We start from the raw sequence: 21,434 nt of genomic DNA on the forward strand, positions 1-21,434 counted from the left end.
GGCGCTCAGGCCGGCACGCTGATCAGATCGCGCGTGGTGCGCGTCAGGACTTCGCAGCCGCTGGCCGTCACGCGCACCATGTCGCCCAGCACCATGTAGCCGACTTCCGGGTGATAGGTGTTCGGATGCACGATCAGCGTCATATCGGGTTCGAGCACGAGTGCGACGTCTTCCAGCACGTGCACGCCGTCGACGAACAGACCCACGCCATGCCCGCGCACCCGCGTATAGGCCGAGGTCACGTAGTCACCCAAGCCGTGGCGACGGAACACGTCGTTCTGCGCGCGCGCGACGTCGCCATGCGTCGCGCCGGGCTTCACCACCGCGATCCCCGCGGCAAGCGCTTCCTGGTAGACCGCATAGGCGCGCAGTTGCGCGTCGGTCGGCTCGCCGACCACCAGCGTCCGGCAGATCTGCGCGTAATAGCCATCGACGCACGGCGTCAGTTCGGTGGTCACCAGATCGCCGGCCTGGATGCGCCGCTCGCCGGGCGGATGCATGCCGCGCACTTCGCGTCCGCCGGTGCCGAGAATCACGAAGTTTTCGGGGCAACCCTGTGCGCGAAACCATCCCTCGACTTCGCCGATCAGTTCGTACTCGCTGCAGCCGACCCGCGCCGCGCGCTGGAACACCTCGTAGCCGGCGTCGGCGAGTACGGTGGCACGCGCCACCGCATCGGCTTCCGCCGCGCTCTTCGTGACCATCAAGCGGTCGAACCAGGCGGTGGCCGCCGAGATACCGTCGCCGAGCGGACCGCGAGCGAGGCGCGTGGGTGCAGCGCCTAGTGCGACCATTGCGGCCTTCGTGGCTTTCGCCGAAGACGCGGACGCGGACGTCATCACACCGCGCCGAGCAAGCCATGCTTCGACTTGCGCCAGCGGCTCGGCGGAGCACGACACCTGCACCTCCGGCTGCTCGGCGGCAAACCGCGCCGCCTCGGCCGCGCTATCGACGAACAGTTGCGCCGCGCCATCGCGTTCGATACAGGCGATCGCCTGCCCTTCCATCGGCGTCAGATCGAGCGCATAACGCAGATAGTCGCTGTGCCACACGTCGCCCGGCACCACCAGCACATCGAGCCCCGCATCGGCCATCGCGCGACGCAGACGGCCGGAACGTTCCTGATGAAGTTGCGCGCTCATGAAGCCGTCTCCTCTTCGTCGACCTGCACGCCGTAGTCGCGCACCGCACCCGCCGCGCTGACATAACCCTTTTGCAGATCGTCCTCGACACGTTCGCGCGAACGTTCGCGTGCATCGCCGTAGCCGCCGCCACCGGCAGTCCAGAACGTGATCGTGTCGCCTGCCGCAAGCGCGATATTGCTTTCCTTCGTCACCGAGCGCTCGGAGCCGTCGTTGCGGCGGATCGATGCCGCGTTGCTCGCGCCCGGGTTGCCGCCCTTCGCGCCCCACGGCGGTTCGATGATTCGTTCGAGGTTCACGTTGACGGTGCTCTTTTGCAGCGCCTTGTAGCGCAGCACGACGCCGAGGCCGCCGCGATGCTCGCCCGCGCCGCCGCTGTCCTCGCGCAGTTGATGGCATTCAACGAGGAACGGGTAGCGGATTTCCTGCAACTCGACCGGCGTGTTGCGCACGTCGCCCTGGCAGATCGACACCGAAGCCGATGCGCCGTCCTCTTTCGCGCGACCGCCCCAGCCGCCGCCGAAGATATTCATCAGCACATAGCGCTCGCCGTTTTCTTCACGCTGGCCGTAGAACGAGCAGCCGCCCATGTCACCCTTGTGCGCGGCCGGCACGAAGTCGGGCAATGCTTGCGACAGCGCGCGCAGCAGCGTGTCGATCACGGTCGGCAACGCGATACTCCACAAACCGAGTGCTGCCGGCGGACGCGCATTGAGCATCGTGCCTTCCGGCGAGATCAGCGTGAGCGCGCGGAAGCAGCCCTCGTTGACCGGCGCATGCGGCATCGTGATGCACTTGAACGCGACCCGCGCGGCGGACAAACCACCCGAGTAGCCGGAGTTCAGCGGACCCGGCACCTGCTCGTTCATGTCGGAATAGTCGATGGTCAGATTCGAGCCTTCGACCTTCACCGTGACCTTCACGCGCAGCGGCACATCGAGCCGGCGCCCGTCGCTATCGAGCCGCGATTCGGCGGTATACACCCCATCGGGAATGCTCTCGACGACCGCGCGCGCCTCGGCTTCCGCCTGGTCCCACGAGGCCTCGATGCAATCGCTGACGGTCTGCACCGTATGGCGGCCATACAGTTCGGCCAGACGGCGGCCGCCGAGCTGACACGCCGCGATCTGCGCGCGCAGATCGCCGAGCGACGCTTCGGGGAAGCGGATGTTGTCGGAGATCATCTGCCACACGCCTTCGTTGCGCTTGCCGGCGTCGTAGATCTTGATCGAGCGCATCTGGATGCCCTCGTGGAAGATCTCATAGGTCTGCACGTTACCGAAGCCGGTGCGCAAGCCTCCCACATCGGCCCAGTGCGCGCGGTTGGCCGCGAACGCAACGACCTTGCCTTCGAAGAAGCACGGCGTGTACACGACGACGTTGTTCAGATGCTGCCCGCACACGCCGGCGTGATTCATGATGATCACGTCGCCCGGTGTGAAGCCGTCGAGTCCGAAGCGATCGATGCCGTCCTTCACGGCAATGCCCAGGTCCGCGAGAAAGATCGGCAGGCCGCCTTCGTTCTGGCAGATCATCCGCCCTTCGGTATCGATGAGGCCGCAACAGAAGTCGCGCACCTCGTAAATCATCATGTTGTACGCGGACTTGCACAGCGCGAGCGCCATTTCTTCCGCGTAGGCGATCAGCGAATTGCCGACCACTTCGAGCGTAATCGGGTCCACCGTCGCGCGGCGCGGCACGGCCTTCGCGGCTGCCGCCAGAGAGGTTTGCTGGGTCTTCATTGCTGGTTTCCTTCGGGCAGTTTGATGGACACGACCATGTGTCCGTGTTCGGTGATGCGCACGACGTCGCCGGGGAAAAGCACGGTGGTCGAATGCGGCTCCTCGATCACCGCCGGACCTTCCGCCGTAAAGCCGGGCGCAAGTGCCGGGCGCCACAGAATGCGTGCCTTCAGTGGCCGCTCGGGATCGTCGAAAATCACATCGCGCACCTGCTCTTCACGCGCTTCCTTCGCTTCGAACGGCGCGCTGATGAAGCTGTCGATCGCATCGCCGCGCGTCACCGTCGCGGTCAGCCGCAGATTGACGACCTCGATGATTTCGCCCGCCGCCGAGTGGCCGTAGCGCTGGTCGTGCAGTTCGTCGAAGCGCTCGCGCATCGCCGTGTTCGTATGCGACAGCGCATCGGGACCGGCGAGCGGCACCGTGATGCTGTGCTCCTGGCCGCGATAGCGCAGGTCCACCGCGAAATCGAATTGCGCGTTGCTTTCGTCGAGTTCGTCTTCGGCGAGTTGGCGCTTGGCTGCCGTGGTGAGTTCATCGAAGGCCGCGAGCACCGTTTGCTGATCGAGCTTGCCGAGCACACCGACGAGCGTGCGCACCAGGTCCTGGCGCCACGGCGCGAGCAGCATGCCCATCGCCGAGAAGTTGCCCGGCAGCTTCGGGATCACCAGCGTCGGAATGTAGATTTCCTTGCACAGCGCGGCCGCGTGCACCGGACCCGCGCCACCGAACGCGATCATCGCGGTATCGCGCGGGTCCACGCCCTTGCGCACCGACACCGCGCGCACCGCGAGCGCCATCGCCGAGTCGGCAATGCGCACCACGCCCATCGCGGCTTCGTTCACCGACAGATCGAGCCCTTCACCGACGTTCTTCGCCAGCGCCGCTTTCGCGCCTTCGACATCGAGCGCCATGCCGCCGCCGAGGAAGCGCCCCGGATTCAGACGTCCGAGCACCACATTCGCATCGGTGATCGTCGGCTCGACGCCGCCGCGGCTATAGCACACCGGACCCGGCGCGGCACCCGCGCTTTGCGGCCCGACATGCAGGCCACCCGCCTTGTCGCGCCACGCGATACTGCCGCCGCCGGTGCCCACCTCGACGATCGACACGACCGGCAACTGCATCGGCTGACCCGTTGCATAGCCACCGATGTAGTAGCCGTCCTCGATCGCCGGAATGCCTTCGGTGATCAGCGTGGCCTTCGCGGTCGTGCCGCCCATGTCGAAGCCGATCGCCTGACGAATGCCCAGCAGCTTCGCAACATGCCCGGCGCCGATCATCCCCGCGACCGGACCGGATTCCATCATCGACACCGGTTCGACCGCCGCGTGCGCGAGCGACATGCTGCCGCCGTTCGAACGCATGATCTGGATGCCACCGCGAAAACCGCGCTCGTCCAGGTGCGACTTCAGCGTATGCAGATAGCGGCGCACGCGCGGGCCGACATATGCGTTCAGCGCCGTCGTCGACGTGCGTTCGTACTCGCGGAATTCGCGCAGGATTTCATGCGACAGCGTGACGAACAGGTCCGGATAGGCGTCGCGCAGAATGCGGCCCGCCGCGAGTTCGTGCTGCGGATTCGCGTAAGCGTGCAGAAAGCAGATCGCCACGGATTCGATGCCCTGCTCGACCAGTTGCGCGCCGAGTGCGCGCACTGCGTCTTCATCGAGTTGCATCAGCACGTCGCCCTTCGCGTTCAGGCGCTCGCGCACTTCGAAGCGCAGATGACGCGGGATCAACGGCTGCGGGCGCTGGAAGTGAATGTCGAACGCGTCGGGCCGGTTGCCGCGGCCGATCTCGTAGACATCGCGAAAGCCTTCGGTCGTGATCAGCGCGGTGGCCGAGCCCTTGCGTTCGAGCACCGTGTTGATCGCCATCGTCGAGCCGTGCAGGAACTCGTCGAGTTCGGCCAGCTTCGTGCCGGCCAGCTCCAATGCGGTCGCCACGCCCTGCGTCGGATTGGACGGCGTGGTCAGCGTCTTGGCCAGCAACAGCTCGCCTTCCCGATAGCCCACAAGGTCCGTGAATGTCCCGCCTATGTCCACACCAACTTGATTCATCGCTTATTCCACATAGTCAGATTGTGATCAGCGGCGCGATGGCTTCACGCATCGGCACCGCCCGTACTGCAGAACAGGAATGGCCGACCGTCCAGGGTCTGGTTGTCTCCGTTTCCGTTTTGTCGTTCTGTGAGCAAACATTAAGGGAGGCCGGCGAAGACCGGCAATCCGCCATCGGGCTATGGATCCATAGTAAGATCGCTATGGGTTATAGGTAGACGGGAGACAGACAGATGTTGCCGGTGACATTGCGTGGGCTGCAGGTATTCGTAGCCGTAGTTGATTCAGGCGGCTTCGGCGCAGCGGCGATAGCGCTGAACATTACGCAACCGTCCGTCAGCGTTCACATACGCGAGCTGGAAGCCAAGATCGGCGGCCCGCTGTTCGAACGCCGCCCAGGCGTCAGCCCGCAACTCACGTCGGCAGGCCGCGCGTTCTACGCGTACGCGCTCGAAACGCTCGAACGCACCACGGCAATCTCCGCGAATCTGAAGAAAAGCAAACGTAAGCTGCGCTTTGCCGCGCAGCGCTTCGTCGCCGATTCGGTGCTATCGAAATCGCTGGGCGAGTTTTCGCTCGAGTTTCCGCAAATCGAATTGATCGCGCTCGCGGGCACGTTCGAAGAAGTGCATTCGCTGTGCTCGCGCGGTCAAGTCGATCTGGGCTTTCTGCTCAGCAACGGCAAGGTGCCGGGTTTGCCCGCCGAGCCGTTGGGCCGCTACCGGCTCGCGTTTATCGCGGCACCGGATCATCCGCTCGCCAAAGAGACCGATATCCCGATCGATACGCTCGCGCAGTACCCGTTCATCATCGCGTATGACACGTCGTACTTCGGCCGCACGATCGCCGACATGCTGCGCGCCGCGGGTCTCGAAGAACCGGTCGTCGCGTCGCAGGCGCAGGAAATGAGCATGGTGCGCAATATGGTGATCGCCGGTATCGGCATCTCATGTTCGCTGCGGCGTTCGGTGCAAAAGGATATTGCCGCGGGCACGATCGTCGAACTCGATGTCGACGTGCCGCCGATGCATCTGACGCTGCATTACCTGCGCAACCCGAAATCGAACGTGCCGGAGATTGATCGGCTCGTCGAAATCGTGCGGCACGCGGAGATGGTGCACGGCTGACGCTCTCGCTGTGCGTCACACACGGGCAAGCGGCGTGCGACGTGAAATGAAGTGAAACGAAGTGCGCGGCCTCACAGTCCATGCAACGATGGCGCCGCGCGCGCCGCGTTGCGTGACCTCGCGTGCATCACCCATGCGGCCGCCGCCGAGCCGAGCATCGGCAGCGCGCCGATCGCAAAGAAACTCGCGCTGCTGGCGCCCATCTTCAGCGCGAAGCCGCCGAGCGTCGGCCCCAGCACCGCGCCGAAGCGGCCCACGCCGATCGCCCAGCCAAGACCCGTCACGCGCATCGCGGTCGGATAGCAGGTTGCCACCAGCACATCCGATGCACCGACGCCGCCTATCACGCAGAACCCCGCGACGAAGATCAGCGCCGACAGCAGCGCAACATTGGTGCCGGCAAGACCCAGGCAGACGATCGCCGTCGATGCGATCACGAACGTGATGACCAGCACCAGAAACGGCGCGTGCCGGTCGACGAAACGTCCGAGCATCAGATTGCCGCATGCACCGCCGACCTGATAGCCGATCGTGACGCCCGCCGCGGTTTCGAGCGGCAGCCCGGAATCGTGCAGCATGACCGGCAGCCAGCTACCGAGCAGATTGAGCGCTAGCAACACCATGAACGTGATGGTCCACAGCAGCAACGTCATGCGTGTGCGGCCTTCGGTGAATAGCTCGCGAACGATCAGACCGCTCGCCTGTTTCTCGTTGACGACGAACGTAGCGCGGGCTTCTACGCCGATCTCAGGTGCAATACGGCGCACACAGCGCGCGAGCCGTTGCGGATGTTTGCCGGTCGCCGCCAGATAGCGCAGCGACTCCGGCAACAGCAGCGCCAGCAGCACCGCGAGCCCGAGCGGGATCACGCCGCCAATCAGGAACACCACCTGCCAGCCGTGTTCGACGATCAGACGCGCGACCGCCCAGCCGCCCAGCGCCGCGCCGATCGAGAAGCCGCAGAACATGATCATCGTCGCCGTCACACGCACGCGCGACGGCATGTACTCGCTCGTCAGCGCAAGCGCATTGGGCATGCCGCCGCCGAGCCCGAAGCCGATCAGAAACCGCAGCGCGGCCAGCTCGCCGACCGACGTGACGCGCATCGTCGCGAGCGACAGCAGACCGAAAGCCGCGCAACTGAAGATCATCACCGGCCGCCGGCCGAACCGGTCGGCGAGCGGGCCGACGATCATCGAGCCGAGCATCAGGCCGATCTGGCCGCTGACGAAGGCCGGCGTCATCGCCGCGCGATCGATGCCCCACGCCTTGATTAGCGCGGGCGCGACATAGCCGATCGCCATCGTGTCGAAGCCGTCCACCAGCAACGCGGCCGCGCACAGCAGCGCGACGAAGATCTGGAAGCGGCCCAGCTTGCGCTCGTCGATCAGCGCTTCGAGATCGATCGGGTGGCGATCCGGCGTGACGATCGTGGCGATCATGGCGATCCTCAGACGGCGTCGGGCAAACCGAACAGGCGCCGCGCGTTGCCGTAGAAGATGCTGTGCTGATCTTCTTTCGACACGCCGACTTCCTCGAACAGCTGCAACGCGGTGGCCGGATCCCAGCACGGATAGTCGCTGCCGTACATCACGTGATCGGCGCCGTAAAACTCGATCGCGTAACGGATGCCCATTTCGTGCGGCGACACCGTATCGGTGTACATGCGCTTGATATAGGTGCTCGGCGGCTTCGGCAATTTCGCTTTCTTCGCGTTCTTGTCCATGCGGCCGGCCTGATACGGCAACGCGCCGCCGGTGTGCGACATGATGATCTTCAGATCCGGATGGCGCTCCATGATCCCCGACAGCACCAGCCGGCACGCGGACACGCTGACGTCGATCACGCGCCCGAGGCTCAGATACAGCGCGCCGTCATAGCCGTCGAGAATCTCCGGGAAGATCGAATCGGTCGGATGCAGAAACAGCGGCACGCCGAGCTTTTCGATGTGCGCGTAGAACGGTTCAAGCCTTTCCGCATCGATGCGGTCGAGCGAGCCGACGCTGCCAGGCAGATTCACGCCGACCAGACCGAGCTTGCCGATCGCATGATCGACGACTTCGATTGCCACCTGAGTGTCGCGCAGCGGCACCGCGGCGGTGGCCCACAGCCGGCCCGGATAGCGGCGTTGCGCGCCGGCCATTTCCTCGTTCCACTGCATCGCCGCTTCACGCCCTTCTTCGACCGGCAGATCCGAGAAATGCAGCGAGAACGGTCCGATCGAAGCGATCACGTCGACCTCGTAGCCGAGCCCGTCCATGTGCGCCATCTGCTTGTCGAGATCGAACCATTCCTCTCCCAGATTGAAACGCGCGACACCGCCCTCCTGGCGCCAGTACGTATAACCATTCTTGCCGTTGCTCTCAGCACGCGGATAGCCTTCGCGCTTGCACAGCGCCTCGAAGATCGAACGCGGCCACCAGTGGAAATGAGAGTCGAGAATACGCATGATCTTTACTCCGTCAGGTCGCGCCCACGATGGTCGCGACATTAAATAACCGTCCTTACTTGCTGTCAGAACCGCTTGCTGATGCCGGCGCCGACACCGAACTGATTGCTCTGCCTGTTGACGATCGAGGTACCGGTAAAGCGGGTATTGTCGACTTCCGCGAACAGCAGTGTCTCTTTCGACAGTGCGTAAGTGATACCCGACATCAGCAGCGTCTTCGAGCCTTTCTTGCCGCCCTGATCATAATCGGTTCGGTAGAGTGCGTTAGTCAGGTTGAACGCGGGGGTGAACGCGTAGGTCATACCGATCCACAGATCGCGCGACAGCAGTTCCGCCGGGTGCGCGTCCTGCCAGTCGCCGATATAGCCGCCTGTCACACGCAGCGAGCCGAGGTGATAGTCGGCGCCGGCACTCACCTGATGGCGGTTCAGTCCCGGGCCGCCGAAATCGTCCCACTGCGTATAGGCCCCGCCGAAGCGCACGCCGCCGATCCGGTAAGTCGCGCCGGCCGCTACCGCGGTGCCGGTCTTGATGCTGCCGGGCACGCCGCCCGGCACATATTCGGCGCGCGCGGTCAGGCCGCCGAACTGGCCGGTGTACTGGATATCGTTGTCGAAGCGATCCGACGAGGTGCCTGCGATATCTTTCGACAGCGGCGTGATGCTCAGATAGCAGAAATTGAACGGGTCGAAACTCGACACCGTGCGCGCGCTGACCGAGAACTGCCGGCCGATGTTCACATCGCCCCAGGGGCCGCTCAGGCCGACGGTTGCTTCACGCGTGAAGATCGAGCCAGGCGTGCCGAGCGCGCCGGTGCCGCTATCGAACGCCCCTTCCAGTTTGAAGTGCGCTTTGAGCCCACCGCCAAGATCTTCGACGCCGGTGAAGCCGAAGCGATTCGACTGGTACAGGCCCTTACCTCCTGTAAGCACTTGTCCGTCGCCGGCGGCGTCCGCGTGCGTAAGGTAACGCAAGCTGCCGTCAATGGAACCGTAAAGCGTGACCGACGCCTGAGCGCAGGCCACGCCAGGCGCGACGGCTAATAGCGTTAGCGTCGCGACATGGATCGAGAGGCGCACTTCTTGTCTCCGTTCGTTATGTATCGTGTCCGTGACCACTTGCATGACGGCGCACCTCTGCGGGGGCCTCGTCATGCGCGGATTGGCGCGGCTCGCGGCGACGCCGGTTGAAGCCGTGTGTCGCGAGTCGCGTGTGTCGTTGCTGTGAAGGAATGTAGCGATCGACAGACGCTCAAACAATTGCCGACGGGGCTATGGGTTCATAGGACCGAGGCTATGAGTCGACACGCCAAATGTATGGAGATTGATCGTGTGCGTATGGCTGGATCGGCGTCGCGCTGAGTGCGGCTATGCCGCTATGCCGCTTGCCATCGCAAGAAAAAGCGCCCCATTAGCAAGCTATACGGGGCGCCGGCAAAGAAAAGGACCACTAGCGTGTTCTCAACGCGATCTCAACGCGTCCGCACCACCTGATCCGCGTGATACGACGAACGCACGAGCGGCCCCGCTACCACATCGATGAAGCCCATTTTCAGGCCCTCGTCGCGCAGCAGGTCGAACGTCGCGGGTGGCATATACCGGCGCACTGGCATGTGATAGCGCGACGGCGCGAGGTACTGGCCGATCGTCAGCACATCGACGTCGTGCGCGCGCAGGTCTCGCATCGTCGCGAGCAGTTCGTCGTCGGTTTCGCCGAGGCCGACCATCAGTCCTGATTTGGTCAGCAACGTTGCGTTCAATTGCTTTACGCGCGCGAGCAGTGAGAGCGAGCCGTCGTAGTCCGCGCCGGCGCGCGCCGCCCTGTACAACGACGGCACCGTTTCGAGGTTATGGTTGAACACGTCAGGCCATGCAACGGACAGTGCCTCCAGCGCCCGCTCGATTCGCCCGCGAAAATCCGGCGTCAAAATCTCGACACGAATGCCCGGCACGCGCTCGCGCACGAGCGCAATACATCGCGCGAAGTGCGCGGCGCCACCATCACGCAGATCGTCGCGATCCACCGACGTCACCACGACGTAGCGCAGCCCGAGTGCCGCAACCGCATCGGCAAGGCGCGCCGGCTCATCGTCGTCGAGTGCTTGCGGCCGGCCGTGCGCGACGTCGCAGAACGCACAGCGCCGCGTGCAGATCCCTCCCATGATCATGAACGTCGCGGTGCGCTGCGCGAAACACTCGCCGATGTTCGGACACATCGCCTCCTCGCAGACCGAATGCAGCTTGTGCTCGCGCAGAATCGCCGCCATGCCCGCGACGGTCTCGCTCATCATCGGCCGCGCATGCAGCCAGCGCGGCTTGGGCAACACGCTCGCGTGGTCGGCCGGCACGATCTTCACCGGAATGCGCGCGAGCTTGTCGCGGTTGCGCTTGCCGCGCTGGCCAAGCGCGGTGACGCTGTCGGTATCGGGTGCAGTATCGGGTGCGGTATCAAGCACGGTGTCCATCGCGGCTATCCGAAGAACGCGTTGAGCAGCCGGTTCACTTCCGATGCAGCCTCCATCTGCACCATGTGCCCTTTGCCGTCGATCACATGTACCCGTACTTGCGCCGGCAATCCTTGCGCGTGCGCGGCCGGAATGATCTGATCCTGCGCGCCCCAGATCACCAGCGTGCGCGGCGCGAGCGTATCGAGCCGGTCGCGATAGACGCGTCGCTGCACGCCGCCTTCGAACGCGGACGCCGCAATCTTGCGCAACGCGTCGTTCACGCCTTCGAGCCGCTTGTACTTGACGATGTCTTCGATCAGTTGCCGCGTGACCAGCGAACCGTCGGCGAACAGCTTCAGCAGATGCGGTTTCATCGTGTTGCGGCTGCTGCCCTCGACAAAGCCCTCGATGTACTCGCGGTTGATCTCGTCGCCGAGTCCCGCGCCCGCGATCAACGCAAGCGACGCGACACGTTCCGGTGCCTTCGCGGCCACCGTCATCGCCACCGCGCTGCCCATCGAATGGCCGACGAGATGCGCGCGCTCGATACCCCGATCATCGAGAAACGCAATCACGCTGTCGGCCAGTTCATCGATGCTGCCGGTATCGACTGCCTTGCCCGACTCGCCATGTCCCGGCAGATCGAGCGCCCACACCGCGCGATGTGCGGCGAGGTCCGCGTGATTGAACAGCCAGTTGTTCAGATCGCCGCCGAAGCCGTGGATCAGCACCGCGGGCGTGCCGCCGTCGCCGATCTTCAGGTAGCGCATCGTGCGGCCGCCAATCTGTATTTTTTCCGGCTGCGGTCCCGCGTCCGCAGTATCGGCGGTGGCCGGCACGAAGTCACGCTGGAACGCTTCGACCGCCGTGTCGATGTCGGCGTCCGATGTCGCTTCGTCGGCCACCACGCCGAGCAGCGCGCCGATCGGCAACGTGTCGCCCTGCTGCGCGATCTGCCTGCGCAGCACGCCGTCGAACGCACATTCGACACCCGACGAAATCTTGTCGGTTTCGACATCGAGCACTTCGTCGCCCTTCGCGACCTTTGCGCCGACTTCCTTCAGCCAGCCGTTGACCTGCCCCTGCTCCATCGACAGCCCCCACTTGGGCATCGTGATCATGTGAATCGGCATTGCTCAGCTCCTTACTTTCCGCACGGCCACGGCGATGTTTTCCGCCGACGGGATATACAGATCTTCGAGCACGCCCGCGAAAGGCGCGGGCGTATGCGGCGCGGTCACGAGTTCGATCGGCGCCTTCAGCGAATGGAACGCTCGCTGCGCGACCAGCGCGGCGATATCCGTCGCGATCGAGCAGCGCGGATTCGCCTCGTCGACCACGACGACGCGGCCGGTACGCTCGGCACTTTCGAGGATCGTGTCTTCATCGAGTGGGGACGTCGTGCGCAAATCGATCACGTCGACCTGGATGCCTTCTTTTGCGAGTTTGTCCGCTGCATCCATCGCGTGATGCACCATGCGGCCATACGTGACGATCGTTGCGTCGTCGCCTTCGCGCACCACGTTCGCTTCGCCGAACGGAATCGCGTACGACTCTTCCGGCACATCGCCCTCGCGGCCATACAGCAGCTTGTGCTCGCAGAAGATCACCGGATCGTTGTCGCGAATCGCCTGGATCAATAGGCCCTTCGCGTCGTACGGCGTCGATGGGCACACCACTTTCAGGCCGGGTATATGCGTGAACAACGACGTGAGCATCTGCGAATGCTGCGCGGCCGCGCGCAAGCCGGCTCCCTGCATCGTGCGAATCACCACCGGCGTGACCGCCTTGCCGCCGAACATATAGCGAAACTTCGCAGCCTGATTGAAGATCTGGTCGAAGCACACGCCCATGAAGTCGATGAACATCAGCTCGGCCACCGGACGCAACCCGCACGCGGCTGCACCGACCGCCGCGCCGATAAAGCCGCCTTCGGACAGCGGCGTATCGAGCACGCGGCCCGGATACTTGTGATAAAGCCCTTTCGTCACGCCGAGCACACCGCCCCATGCATCCTGTTCGCCGGGGGCGCCTGCGCCGCCCGCGTTGTCCTCACCCATCACGATGACGCTTTCGTCGCGCGCCATCTCCTGGCTCAGCGCTTCGTTGATCGCCTGGGAAAACGTAATCTTCCGTGCCATGACTGTCTCCGATCTTATGAAAAGTTGAAGATTGAATGGTTCGCTGTGCGCGTTACGGATAGGACACGTAGACATCGGTGAGCAGATCGTCGGCACCCGGCAACGGTGCGGCCTTCGCGTCCGTCACAGCGGTGTCGATCAACTGCTTCACCTCGGCGTCGATGCCGCGCAGCTCGTCGGTCTTGAGCATTTCGGCGCGCACCACGCGCTCTTCGAAGCGCTTCAGGCAATCCTTCTCATCGCGCAGCTTCTGCACTTCGCCGGGCGCACGATAGGTTTGCGCATCGCCTTCGAAGTGGCCGAAATAGCGCGACAGTTTCACTTCGACGAGCGTCGGTCCGCCGCCGTTGCGCGCACGCTCGATCGCCGCGCCGAGCGCTTCATGCACCGCGAAGAAATCGAAACCGTCGACGATCACGCCGGGCATGCCAAAGCCGCTTGCGCGGTCGGCGATGTTGTCGGACGCGACCGACCACGTCGACGACGTCGCCTCCGCATAGCCGTTGTTCTCCGCGACGAAAATCGCCGGCAGGCGCCACACGGAAGCGAGATTCATCGATTCGAAGATCACGCCCTGATTCGATGCGCCATCGCCGAAGAAGCACACGCCCACCCCGCCGGTCTTCTTCAGCTTCGCGGCAAGCGCCGCGCCGCACACGAGCGGACCGCCGGCACCGACGATGCCGTTCGCGCCAAGCATCCCTTTCGACAGATCGGCGATATGCATCGAGCCGCCTTTGCCGCGGCATACGCCGGTGCTGCGGCCGTAGATCTCGGCCATCATGCCGTGCACGTCGACGCCTTTCGCAATGCAGTGACCATGACCGCGGTGCGTGGTCGCGACGTAATCGGCGTCGTTCAGATGCAGCATCGTGCCGACCGCGGAGGCTTCCTCGCCGGCATACAGATGCACGAAGCCCGGTATGTCGCCGGTAGCGAATTCGACATGCAGACGCTCTTCGAACTCGCGAATCGTGCGCATCTTGCGATACGCCTCCAGCAGCTTGTCCTTGCTCAACTGGGTCGAAACAGACATGGTGTGTCTCCTAGATTGATCTCAATGGTCACTGCGACTTCAGCACGCGTTACTTCAGGTGTCGGCTCCTCCTGCATGAATTACGTTCGGTGCGCGGCCACTTCGCGCATCAACTGCCGCGACGCGCAATAACGCAGCGTGCGGCTGACATCGACGGTGAACGGCCCCGCCCAGTCGAGCGCGATCTCGTAGCGGTCGTCGCGCTCCAGTTCGATCTCGCGCTCGCCGTCGAACGCGAGCGTGCCGTGTTCGGTATTGAGCGGTGTCCAGCAACCGGCTTCGAAACGCTCGCAGGTGCGCATCGTCACCTTATCGACACGGCCCGGCGCCAGCGGCGCGAAGATCGGCACACCGGATTCGCCGGCGCGCGCAAACGTCAGATGCAGCCCATACGGCGCGCTGCGTTCGACCGGAGCCCACGCGCCGCCGATCGACGACAAGCCGATGCCGTCCGGCGCCGCAAAAGTCAGAAACAACGCTTCGATATCCGCGGGCTCGGAGACCGCCCGCGCGCCGACGAAGCGCTGCCGGCTCACGCACACGTCGACCAGCGCGATTTCTTCGCGCCCCTTGTTCGGACCTGCAACACAACGAACCACCAGACGCTTGTTGCGCGTCAACGCGACATCGGGCGGCACGAGCTTCGACGCGGCAAGCGCGCCCGCGAGGCCCGCGACCGTCGCTTCGCGCAAGTCGGGAAACGCGTTGTTGGTGCCGGTCGATAGCGTCAGCAGCGGCACGTCACCGCAATGCGCGGCGACCGCGCGATGCGTGCCGTCGCCGCCGAGCACCGCGATCAGATCGACGCCCAGCTCGACCATTCGCGCGACGCCCGCATGGGTATCCGTCACGCTGTCGGTGATCGGCAGATCGAGGAAATCGACCTGCGGCCATCGCTGCGGCTCGGCCACCGCCGCATGGGTTTCGAGCGAGCGCAGCACGAGGGCGGCGACACCGGTTTTATCGCGCAACGTCAGCACGCGTTCGACGCCGAACATGCCGAGGCCCGCGAGCAGGCGCACGACCATGTTCGCTTTCTCCGAAGTCGGAAACACCGATGCATGCGTGGTCAGGCGTCGAATATCGCGGCCCGACGCAGGGTTCGCGATCACGCCGACGGTGATGGGCGATAACACTGGCTTGTCTCCTGTCGGGCCGAGGGCGCGCTTGAGTGCGTGGCCGAGGTCCGATGCATGTGAATAGGGTTCGCGAGCGGCGAAGCGAGTGGTGGTGATGCGCATTTGCTTCGCTCTGCCAGCCATACTGCAAAGGTCGGGCCAAGTGCCCGCGTGCCGCGCGTATTCTTCGCAGACGCCGCACTCAAAGGCTCGACGCGTATTTGCGCGCATCGCGAGCGCTTTCCTCAGACGAGTGCCGTGTCGTTCAATCTGTATCACGAGCACTTGCCGCGACATCGCTAAAGCGGTGCCGCGCATAGCAGCGAGCCACACAGCCTTGCCAGGCATGGCTGAGCGCAATGAGACCGGTGTGTCGCCCACACCTGAGACATTCGTCTCACCCGTCTCACGTGCTGCATCGCAATGTGATTGCGCGAGACGGATGTGCTACAAGACAGGAACCCGCCCTACTCGATGTCGCGCGTCCGGAGCCGGCCATGCCTTATGTTTCTCAAACGCAGCACATCGATCGCGTACGCGCGGCTATCGAAGGACGCCTGCCCGCCCCCGCCAATTCGACGCGTCTCGTATCGTCATGGCAGCGCTCATATGAGCGGTATCAACTCGATCCCGGTTCGGTGATCGGTCCACGCGTTTTGTCGTCCGCCGAGCTGCGCGAGGTGCAGGGCAAGGAAGAAGCGTTTCTGCGCGCATCGGGTCAATGTCTGACGCGGCTGCACGAGATGATTCGCGTCGCCGACTATTGCGTGATGCTGTCCGACGCGCACGGCGTGACGATCGACTACCGGATCGATCGTGAACGGCGCAACGATTTCAAACACGCGGGGCTGTATATCGGTTCGTGCTGGTCCGAGCGCGAGGAAGGCACCTGCGGCATCGCGAATGTGCTCACCGATCTCGCGCCGATCGTCGTGCACAAGACCGATCACTTTCGCGCCGCGTTTACGACGCTTACATGCAGCGCGTCGCCGATCTTCGCGCCGACCGGCGAACTGATCGGCGTGCTCGACGCATCCGCGATCCGCTCGCCCGACAACCGCGACAGCCAGGGCCTCGTGTTTCAACTGGTGCGGCAAAGCGCGAGTCTGATCGAAGACGGCTACTTCCTGAATCAAACGGCGCAGCACTGGATCCTGTTCGGCCATCAAAGCCGCCATTTCGTCGAGGCACAGCCCGAAGTGCTGATCGCCTTCGATGAATGCGGCAACATCGCCGCCGCGAACCGCAAGGCACACGAGAGCATCGCGGGCCTCGACGGTCCGCGCCATATCGACGAACTGTTCGACACCGCGGACGTCCGTCTGCACGACGTCGCGCGCACCGACATGATCGTCGCGCTACGGCTGCGCGCGACCGGCGCGATGCTGTACGCGCGTATTCGCGCGCCGATGAAGCGCTCGACTCGTTCGGCCGTTGCGACGAAGCAAGGCGAGCTGCGCGCGGACAGCAGCCTTGGCACGATGAGCCGCTTCCTGCACAGCCAGGATCAACGGATTGCGCACAACGCGGACGTCGCGTTGCGCATCGCCGGCAAGCGGCTGCCGATTCTGCTGCTCGGTGAAACCGGTGTCGGCAAGGAGGTGTTCGCGCGCGCGGTGCACGACTCGGGGTCGCGACGTACGCGGCCGTTCGTCGCCGTCAATTGCGGCGCGATTCCGGAGCCGCTGATCGAGAGCGAACTGTTCGGTTATGCGCCGGGTGCGTTCACCGGCGCGCGCAGCCGCGGCGCGCGCGGCAAGATCGCGCTCGCGCATAGCGGCACGCTGTTTCTCGATGAAATCGGCGATATGCCGCTCGGTCTGCAAACCCGTTTGCTACGCGTGCTCGCCGAAGGCGAAGTGATGCCGCTCGGTGGTGATACGCCGGTGCGCGTGGATATCGACATCATCTGCGCGACGCATCGCGATCTCACGCGGATGGTCGAAGCAGGCTCGTTCCGCGAGGATCTTTACTACCGTCTGAGTGGCGCGACGCTGCGGATACCGCCGCTGCGCGAGCGCGCCGATATCCGCGATGTGATCGATGCGGTGTTCAACGAGGAAGCGCAGGCCGCGGGTCATGTGCTGATGCTCGATCCGCAATTGACAGACCGTCTTGCCGCGTTCGCGTGGCCCGGCAATATCCGGCAGTTGCGCAATGTGCTGCGCTATGCGTGCGCGGTCTGCGATTCGGCGCGCGTCGAGTTGCGGCACGTGTCGCCGGATTTCGCCGCGCAACTGGCGCCTGATGATCAGCTAGGGATCGGCGCGCCGCTCGCTTCCGCCATTAGCGCGGAGCGCTCCATGCAACCCGCCAGCGCGGACGACGAACGCGCACGGATCATCGCCGCACTCACCCACTGCCGTTGGCGGCCCAACGCGGCCGCGCAAGCGCTGGGTATATCGCGCGCGACGCTCTATCGGCGCATCGCACGATTGGGCATCGTCGGGCCGCATCGCAGCTCAAGCTAACGCGGCCTTATCCTCAATCATCCGCCAGAAAATTCGGATGACTCGCGCGAATCTGATCGACCTGGCTCAGCGTCCCCGACAGATGCTCGCGTAGCGCCGCCTGCGCGGCTTTCGCATCGCCCTTTTCGATCGCATCGACGATCGCGGTGTGATCGCGCACGACCGCGAGCGTCTTGCCCTCCACCGGCAGATTCAGACGGCGCAGCCGGTCGATATGGCCGCTCAGTCTGCGCACGAGATCCCACAGTTGCGGCACGCCGGCCGCCTCGTACATCTGCCGATGAAAGGTCTGGTCGAGCAGCGCGAACTGCTCGTAGTTCTTCAGATCGAGCAGTTGCGTCTGCCCGGCGATGGTCGCGCGCAATTGCGCGATCAACACCGCGTCGCGTTGCTCCGCGAGCGCGCGCACCACTTCGAGTTCGATCGAGCGGCGCAGGAAATGCGCCTGCAACGCGGACGTCACGTTGATCTGGCTGACGACCGTCGCGTGCTGCGGATAGATATCGACGAGACCTTCTTCGCCGAGCTTCATCAGCGCGTCGCGCACCGGCGTCTGGCTCAAGCCGTACTGGTTCGCCAGTTCGATGCGCGACAGCACGGTGCCCGGTGTCAGTTCGAGCGACAGGATCATTTCGCGCAGCCGCTCGAAGATTTGCGGCGCGGCGTGGCGGGAGCGGTCGATCCGGTGGACCACCGCCGACCGGGAATGGTGGTTTTTCATGACTTGAACTGAAGCGTGGACGCGGTCGGAACGGCTCGCGCCGCCCGCTGAAACACTAGCACTATAGCCGACGCGAGCCGCTTCCAGCGGGCCTGACAGCGGATTTTCGCCGGATCGGCGCATCAGTATTTACCCCACTGACGCACTAATACATTAGTGCTTTACCATCCGTTCCATCACATTCCCCACCTCCGACTGCCGATTGCCACCATGACTCGCGACATCACCATCACCCAGCTGCGAATTACGCCGATCGCCTTTCGCGACGGCCCGTTGCTGAACGCCGCCGGGATCCACGAACCGTGGGCGCTGCGCGCGATCCTCGAACTGGAGACGAGCGACGGCCGCGTCGGCATCTCCGAGACTTACGGCGACGAGCCGATGCTGCACGTGCTCGATCAGGCGAAAGAACTCGTGGTCGGTCTGTCGCCGTTCGATCTGAACCGGATGGAAGAGCGTGTGCGCGCGACGATCAAGGCCGCGCCCGGCGCGGTCGAATTCGAACTCGCGCCCGGCTCGCACTCGGCGAAGAACGCGCCGAAGGTCATCAGCGCGCTGGAAGTCGCGATGCTCGATCTGCAAGGGCAGATCGTCGGCGCACCGATCGTCGATCTGCTCGGCGGCAAGGTGCGCGACGCAGTGCCCTACAGCGCCTATCTGTTCTTCAAGTACGCAGAGCACGTCGACAAACCGTATGCGCCCGACGCATGGGGCGAAGGTCTGAGCCCCGAGCAGATCGTCGCGCAGGCGCGCCGCATGATCGAGCTGTACGGTTTCCAGAGCATCAAGCTCAAAGGCGGCGTGTTCGAACCCGCGCATGAAATCGCCTGCATGCGCGCGCTGCACGACGCATTCCCCGGCATGCCGCTGCGTCTCGATCCGAACGCGAACTGGACGCTCGAAACCAGCATCGCGGCCGCTCCGCAACTCGACGAACTGCTCGAGTACTACGAGGACCCATGCCCGGGACTCGAAGGCATGGCCGAACTGGCGAAGCACACGCGCCTGCCGCTCGCGACCAACATGGTGATCACGACGATGGACGACTTCCGTCGCGGCGCCGAAATGGGCTCGGTCAAGGTGCTGCTGTCGGACCATCACTACTGGGGCGGCCTGCGCGCGACGCAGACACTCGCGCGCATGTGCAAGCTGTGGGACCTCGGCATGTCGATGCACTCGAACTCGCACCTCGGCATCAGCCTGCTGGCGATGACGCATGTCGCGGCGAGCATCCCGAACCTGACCTACGCGTGCGATACGCACTACCCGTGGCAGGAAGAAGAAGTGATCAAGGGCGGACGCGTGAAGTTCGACAACGGTTCGGTACGCGTGCCGACCACGCCGGGCCTCGGCGTCGAACTCGATCGCGAGCGGCTCGCCGAACTGCACGCGCAGTACCTGTCGTGCGGCGTGCGCAATCGCGACGACCTGAAGCAGATGCAAAAGTACGACCCGAGCTTCAGCGGCAAGAACCCGCGCTTCTGATTCGCACTTTGATCCGCGCTTTCTAGTTTGCATTTCCGGGCCGCGCCGCTGACCAGCGCGCGCGGCCTGCTCGAACATCCGGCATGCGAGATACAACTCGGAGCCATGAAGGAGACAACCCGATGACTACCCCCATTGCGGACACGGCCCGGCCGGACCGCGCCGGCGTGCTGGCGAGCGCGGTGCGCAAAATCAAGTGGCGCGTGCTGCCTCTGTTCGTCGTGATGTTCATCGTCAACTACATCGACCGCGTGAACATCGGCTTCGTGCGTCAGCATCTGAGCGCCGATCTGGGTATCGGCGCGGCTGCCTATGGTCTCGGCGCGGGGCTCTTCTTCGTCAGCTATGCGATTTTCGAAGTGCCGTCGAACATCCTGCTGCAGCGCTTCGGCGCGAAGGTATGGTTGACGCGCATCATGCTCACGTGGGGTCTCGCCGCGGTCGGCATGGCGTTCGTGCGTGGCGAGACGTCGTTCTATGTGATGCGGCTCGTGCTCGGCGCGGCCGAGGCGGGCTTCTTTCCCGGCGTCATCTACTACTTCACGCAATGGCTGCCCAGTAACGAACGCGGCAAGGCGATGGCGATCTTCCTGAGCGGCTCGGCGCTCGCTTCGGTGCTGTCCGGGCCGATCTCCGGCGGCCTGATGCTGATCGAAGGCGGCGGCATGCGCGGCTGGCAGTGGATGTTCGTGATCGAAGGCATGTTCTCGGTGGTGCTGGCCGGCTTCATCTGGCTGTGGCTCGATTCGAAGCCGCGCGACGCGAAGTGGTTGAGCCGCGCCGAACAGGACGCGGTGGTCGGCGAGATCGAAGAGGAACAGCGCCAACGTTCGGCGTCGCATGCGATCAAGCCGTCGCTATTGACGCTGCTGCGCGACCCGCAAATCCTGATCTTCTGCCTGATCTACTTCGCGGTATCGCTGACGATCTACGGCGCGACCTTCTGGCTGCCGAGCATCATCCGCAAGATGGGCCACTTCAACGACCTGCAGGTCGGCCTGTTCAATTCGATTCCGTGGCTGATCTCGATCGCCGCGATGTACTTCTTCGCGATGCTGGCCGCGCGCTTCAAGTTTCAGCAGGCGTGGGTTGCGTGCGTGCTGCTGATCGCCGCGCTCGGCATGTACGCGGCCGGCCAGGGCGGCCCGGTCTTCTCGTTCATCGCGATCTGCTTTGCGGCGATCGGCTTCAAGGCCGCGTCGTCGCTGTTCTGGCCGATTCCGCAGGGCTATCTCGACGCGCGGATTTCGGCGGCGGTGCTCGCGCTGATCAATTCGATCGGCAACCTCGGCGGCTTCGTCGCGCCGGCGGCGTTCGGCCTGCTCGAACAGAAGACCGGCTCGATCGAAGGCGGGCTTACCGGGCTCGCGGTGATGTCGGTGGTCGCCGCCGGCGTCGTGTTCTTTTCGCGGATGAGCCCGCGCGAAGGCATCCCGGCGTCCGCGCATTAAGCGATGTATTAAGCGATGCATCAAGGCACGCACGGGTCCACG

16 protein-coding genes are annotated in these 21,434 nt (G+C 64.3%); 4 read left to right on the top strand and 12 right to left on the bottom strand.

What is annotated here, in order from left to right:
• Positions 1 to 5: 5 nt before the first annotated feature.
• From L0U82_RS37945 to L0U82_RS37955, 3 genes are read right to left on the bottom strand one after another with little or no spacing between them, the layout of a single operon-like run.
• Complete coding sequence (locus tag L0U82_RS37945) at positions 6 to 1,142, bottom strand: M24 family metallopeptidase (RefSeq protein ID WP_233838968.1); 1,137 nt, start codon at positions 1,140 to 1,142, stop codon at positions 6 to 8.
• Positions 1,139 to 2,884, bottom strand: a complete 1,746-nt coding sequence (locus L0U82_RS37950) for a hydantoinase B/oxoprolinase family protein (protein WP_233838969.1) — start codon at positions 2,882 to 2,884, stop codon at positions 1,139 to 1,141. Before L0U82_RS37950 ends, L0U82_RS37945 begins: the two co-directional genes overlap by 4 nt.
• Positions 2,881 to 4,947, bottom strand: a complete 2,067-nt coding sequence (locus L0U82_RS37955) for a hydantoinase/oxoprolinase family protein (RefSeq protein ID WP_233838970.1) — start codon at positions 4,945 to 4,947, stop codon at positions 2,881 to 2,883. The genes L0U82_RS37950 and L0U82_RS37955 overlap by 4 nt, the downstream gene beginning before the upstream one ends.
• A gap of 233 nt (positions 4,948 to 5,180) precedes the next feature.
• Here L0U82_RS37955 and L0U82_RS37960 point away from each other — a divergent pair, with 233 nt between their 5' ends.
• Positions 5,181 to 6,074 carry a LysR family transcriptional regulator gene (locus tag L0U82_RS37960; protein ID WP_233838971.1) on the top strand — a complete coding sequence of 298 codons (894 nt, stop codon included), beginning with the start codon at positions 5,181 to 5,183 and terminating at the stop codon, positions 6,072 to 6,074.
• Positions 6,075 to 6,145: 71 nt separating this feature from the next.
• On the opposite strand, the gene L0U82_RS37965 is transcribed toward L0U82_RS37960, so the two are convergent.
• The 8 genes from L0U82_RS37965 to L0U82_RS38000 all read right to left on the bottom strand — a co-directional run bounded on the left by L0U82_RS37965 (position 6,146) and on the right by L0U82_RS38000 (position 15,282).
• Positions 6,146 to 7,516, bottom strand: a complete 1,371-nt coding sequence (locus L0U82_RS37965) for an MFS transporter (protein ID WP_233838972.1) — start codon at positions 7,514 to 7,516, stop codon at positions 6,146 to 6,148.
• An 8-nt stretch (positions 7,517 to 7,524) separates the two neighbouring features.
• Positions 7,525 to 8,523 carry an amidohydrolase family protein gene (locus L0U82_RS37970; protein ID WP_233838973.1) on the bottom strand — a complete coding sequence of 333 codons (999 nt, stop codon included), beginning with the start codon at positions 8,521 to 8,523 and terminating at the stop codon, positions 7,525 to 7,527.
• 65 nt (positions 8,524 to 8,588) lie between these two features.
• A complete protein-coding gene (locus L0U82_RS37975; protein ID WP_233838974.1) occupies positions 8,589 to 9,602 on the bottom strand; it encodes a porin in 1,014 nt (337 codons plus the stop codon).
• Between the two features lie 392 nt (positions 9,603 to 9,994).
• Positions 9,995 to 10,987, bottom strand: a complete 993-nt coding sequence (gene lipA / locus L0U82_RS37980; RefSeq protein ID WP_233838975.1) for a lipoyl synthase — start codon at positions 10,985 to 10,987, stop codon at positions 9,995 to 9,997.
• Positions 10,988 to 10,992: 5 nt separating this feature from the next.
• Positions 10,993 to 12,102, bottom strand: coding sequence for an acetoin dehydrogenase dihydrolipoyllysine-residue acetyltransferase subunit (locus L0U82_RS37985; protein ID WP_233838976.1), 1,110 nt, complete (start codon positions 12,100 to 12,102; stop codon positions 10,993 to 10,995).
• A 3-nt stretch (positions 12,103 to 12,105) separates the two neighbouring features.
• Entirely contained in the window at positions 12,106 to 13,110 is a 1,005-nt protein-coding gene (locus L0U82_RS37990) for an alpha-ketoacid dehydrogenase subunit beta (protein ID WP_233838977.1), read from the bottom strand.
• Between the two features lie 52 nt (positions 13,111 to 13,162).
• On the bottom strand, positions 13,163 to 14,146 hold the full coding sequence (locus L0U82_RS37995) for a thiamine pyrophosphate-dependent dehydrogenase E1 component subunit alpha (protein ID WP_233838978.1): 984 nt from the start codon (positions 14,144 to 14,146) through the stop codon (positions 13,163 to 13,165).
• Positions 14,147 to 14,226: 80 nt separating this feature from the next.
• Positions 14,227 to 15,282: an ATP-NAD kinase family protein gene (locus tag L0U82_RS38000; protein WP_233838979.1), complete on the bottom strand. Its 1,056-nt coding sequence runs from the start codon at positions 15,280 to 15,282 to the stop codon at positions 14,227 to 14,229.
• A gap of 479 nt (positions 15,283 to 15,761) precedes the next feature.
• Between L0U82_RS38000 and L0U82_RS38005 the strand changes: the two genes are divergently transcribed.
• Entirely contained in the window at positions 15,762 to 17,735 is a 1,974-nt protein-coding gene (locus tag L0U82_RS38005) for a sigma-54-dependent Fis family transcriptional regulator (RefSeq protein WP_233838980.1), read from the top strand.
• A gap of 13 nt (positions 17,736 to 17,748) precedes the next feature.
• On the opposite strand, the gene L0U82_RS38010 is transcribed toward L0U82_RS38005, so the two are convergent.
• Positions 17,749 to 18,456, bottom strand: a complete 708-nt coding sequence (locus L0U82_RS38010) for a GntR family transcriptional regulator (RefSeq protein WP_233838981.1) — start codon at positions 18,454 to 18,456, stop codon at positions 17,749 to 17,751.
• Positions 18,457 to 18,666: 210 nt separating this feature from the next.
• Here L0U82_RS38010 and L0U82_RS38015 point away from each other — a divergent pair, with 210 nt between their 5' ends.
• Both L0U82_RS38015 and L0U82_RS38020 read left to right on the top strand, forming a co-directional pair.
• Complete coding sequence (locus L0U82_RS38015; protein WP_233838982.1) at positions 18,667 to 19,941, top strand: glucarate dehydratase family protein; 1,275 nt, start codon at positions 18,667 to 18,669, stop codon at positions 19,939 to 19,941.
• A 122-nt stretch (positions 19,942 to 20,063) separates the two neighbouring features.
• Positions 20,064 to 21,392, top strand: a complete 1,329-nt coding sequence (locus L0U82_RS38020; RefSeq protein ID WP_233838983.1) for an MFS transporter — start codon at positions 20,064 to 20,066, stop codon at positions 21,390 to 21,392.
• Positions 21,393 to 21,434 lie beyond the last annotated feature (42 nt).

The organism is Paraburkholderia sp. ZP32-5, from assembly GCF_021390495.1.
GTDB lineage: Bacteria > Pseudomonadota > Gammaproteobacteria > Burkholderiales > Burkholderiaceae > Paraburkholderia.

Bases quoted from the DNA above. Each gene is read 5' to 3' on its own strand.
- L0U82_RS37955 (WP_233838970.1), bottom strand. From the start codon at position 4,947: ATGAATCAAGTTGGTGTGGACATAGGCGGGACATTCACGGACCTTGTG.
- L0U82_RS37945 (WP_233838968.1), bottom strand. From the start codon at position 1,142: ATGAGCGCGCAACTTCATCAGGAACGTTCCGGCCGTCTGCGTCGCGCG.
- L0U82_RS37990 (WP_233838977.1), bottom strand. From the start codon at position 13,110: ATGGCACGGAAGATTACGTTTTCCCAGGCGATCAACGAAGCGCTGAGC.
- L0U82_RS37970 (WP_233838973.1), bottom strand. From the start codon at position 8,523: ATGCGTATTCTCGACTCTCATTTCCACTGGTGGCCGCGTTCGATCTTC.
- L0U82_RS38010 (WP_233838981.1), bottom strand. From the start codon at position 18,456: ATGAAAAACCACCATTCCCGGTCGGCGGTGGTCCACCGGATCGACCGC.
- L0U82_RS38020 (WP_233838983.1), top strand. From the start codon at position 20,064: ATGACTACCCCCATTGCGGACACGGCCCGGCCGGACCGCGCCGGCGTG.
- L0U82_RS37965 (WP_233838972.1), bottom strand. From the start codon at position 7,516: ATGATCGCCACGATCGTCACGCCGGATCGCCACCCGATCGATCTCGAA.
- L0U82_RS37960 (WP_233838971.1), top strand. From the start codon at position 5,181: ATGTTGCCGGTGACATTGCGTGGGCTGCAGGTATTCGTAGCCGTAGTT.
- L0U82_RS38015 (WP_233838982.1), top strand. From the start codon at position 18,667: ATGACTCGCGACATCACCATCACCCAGCTGCGAATTACGCCGATCGCC.
- L0U82_RS37950 (WP_233838969.1), bottom strand. From the start codon at position 2,884: ATGAAGACCCAGCAAACCTCTCTGGCGGCAGCCGCGAAGGCCGTGCCG.
- L0U82_RS37985 (WP_233838976.1), bottom strand. From the start codon at position 12,102: ATGCCGATTCACATGATCACGATGCCCAAGTGGGGGCTGTCGATGGAG.
- L0U82_RS38005 (WP_233838980.1), top strand. From the start codon at position 15,762: ATGCCTTATGTTTCTCAAACGCAGCACATCGATCGCGTACGCGCGGCT.
- lipA (WP_233838975.1), bottom strand. From the start codon at position 10,987: ATGGACACCGTGCTTGATACCGCACCCGATACTGCACCCGATACCGAC.
- L0U82_RS37995 (WP_233838978.1), bottom strand. From the start codon at position 14,146: ATGTCTGTTTCGACCCAGTTGAGCAAGGACAAGCTGCTGGAGGCGTAT.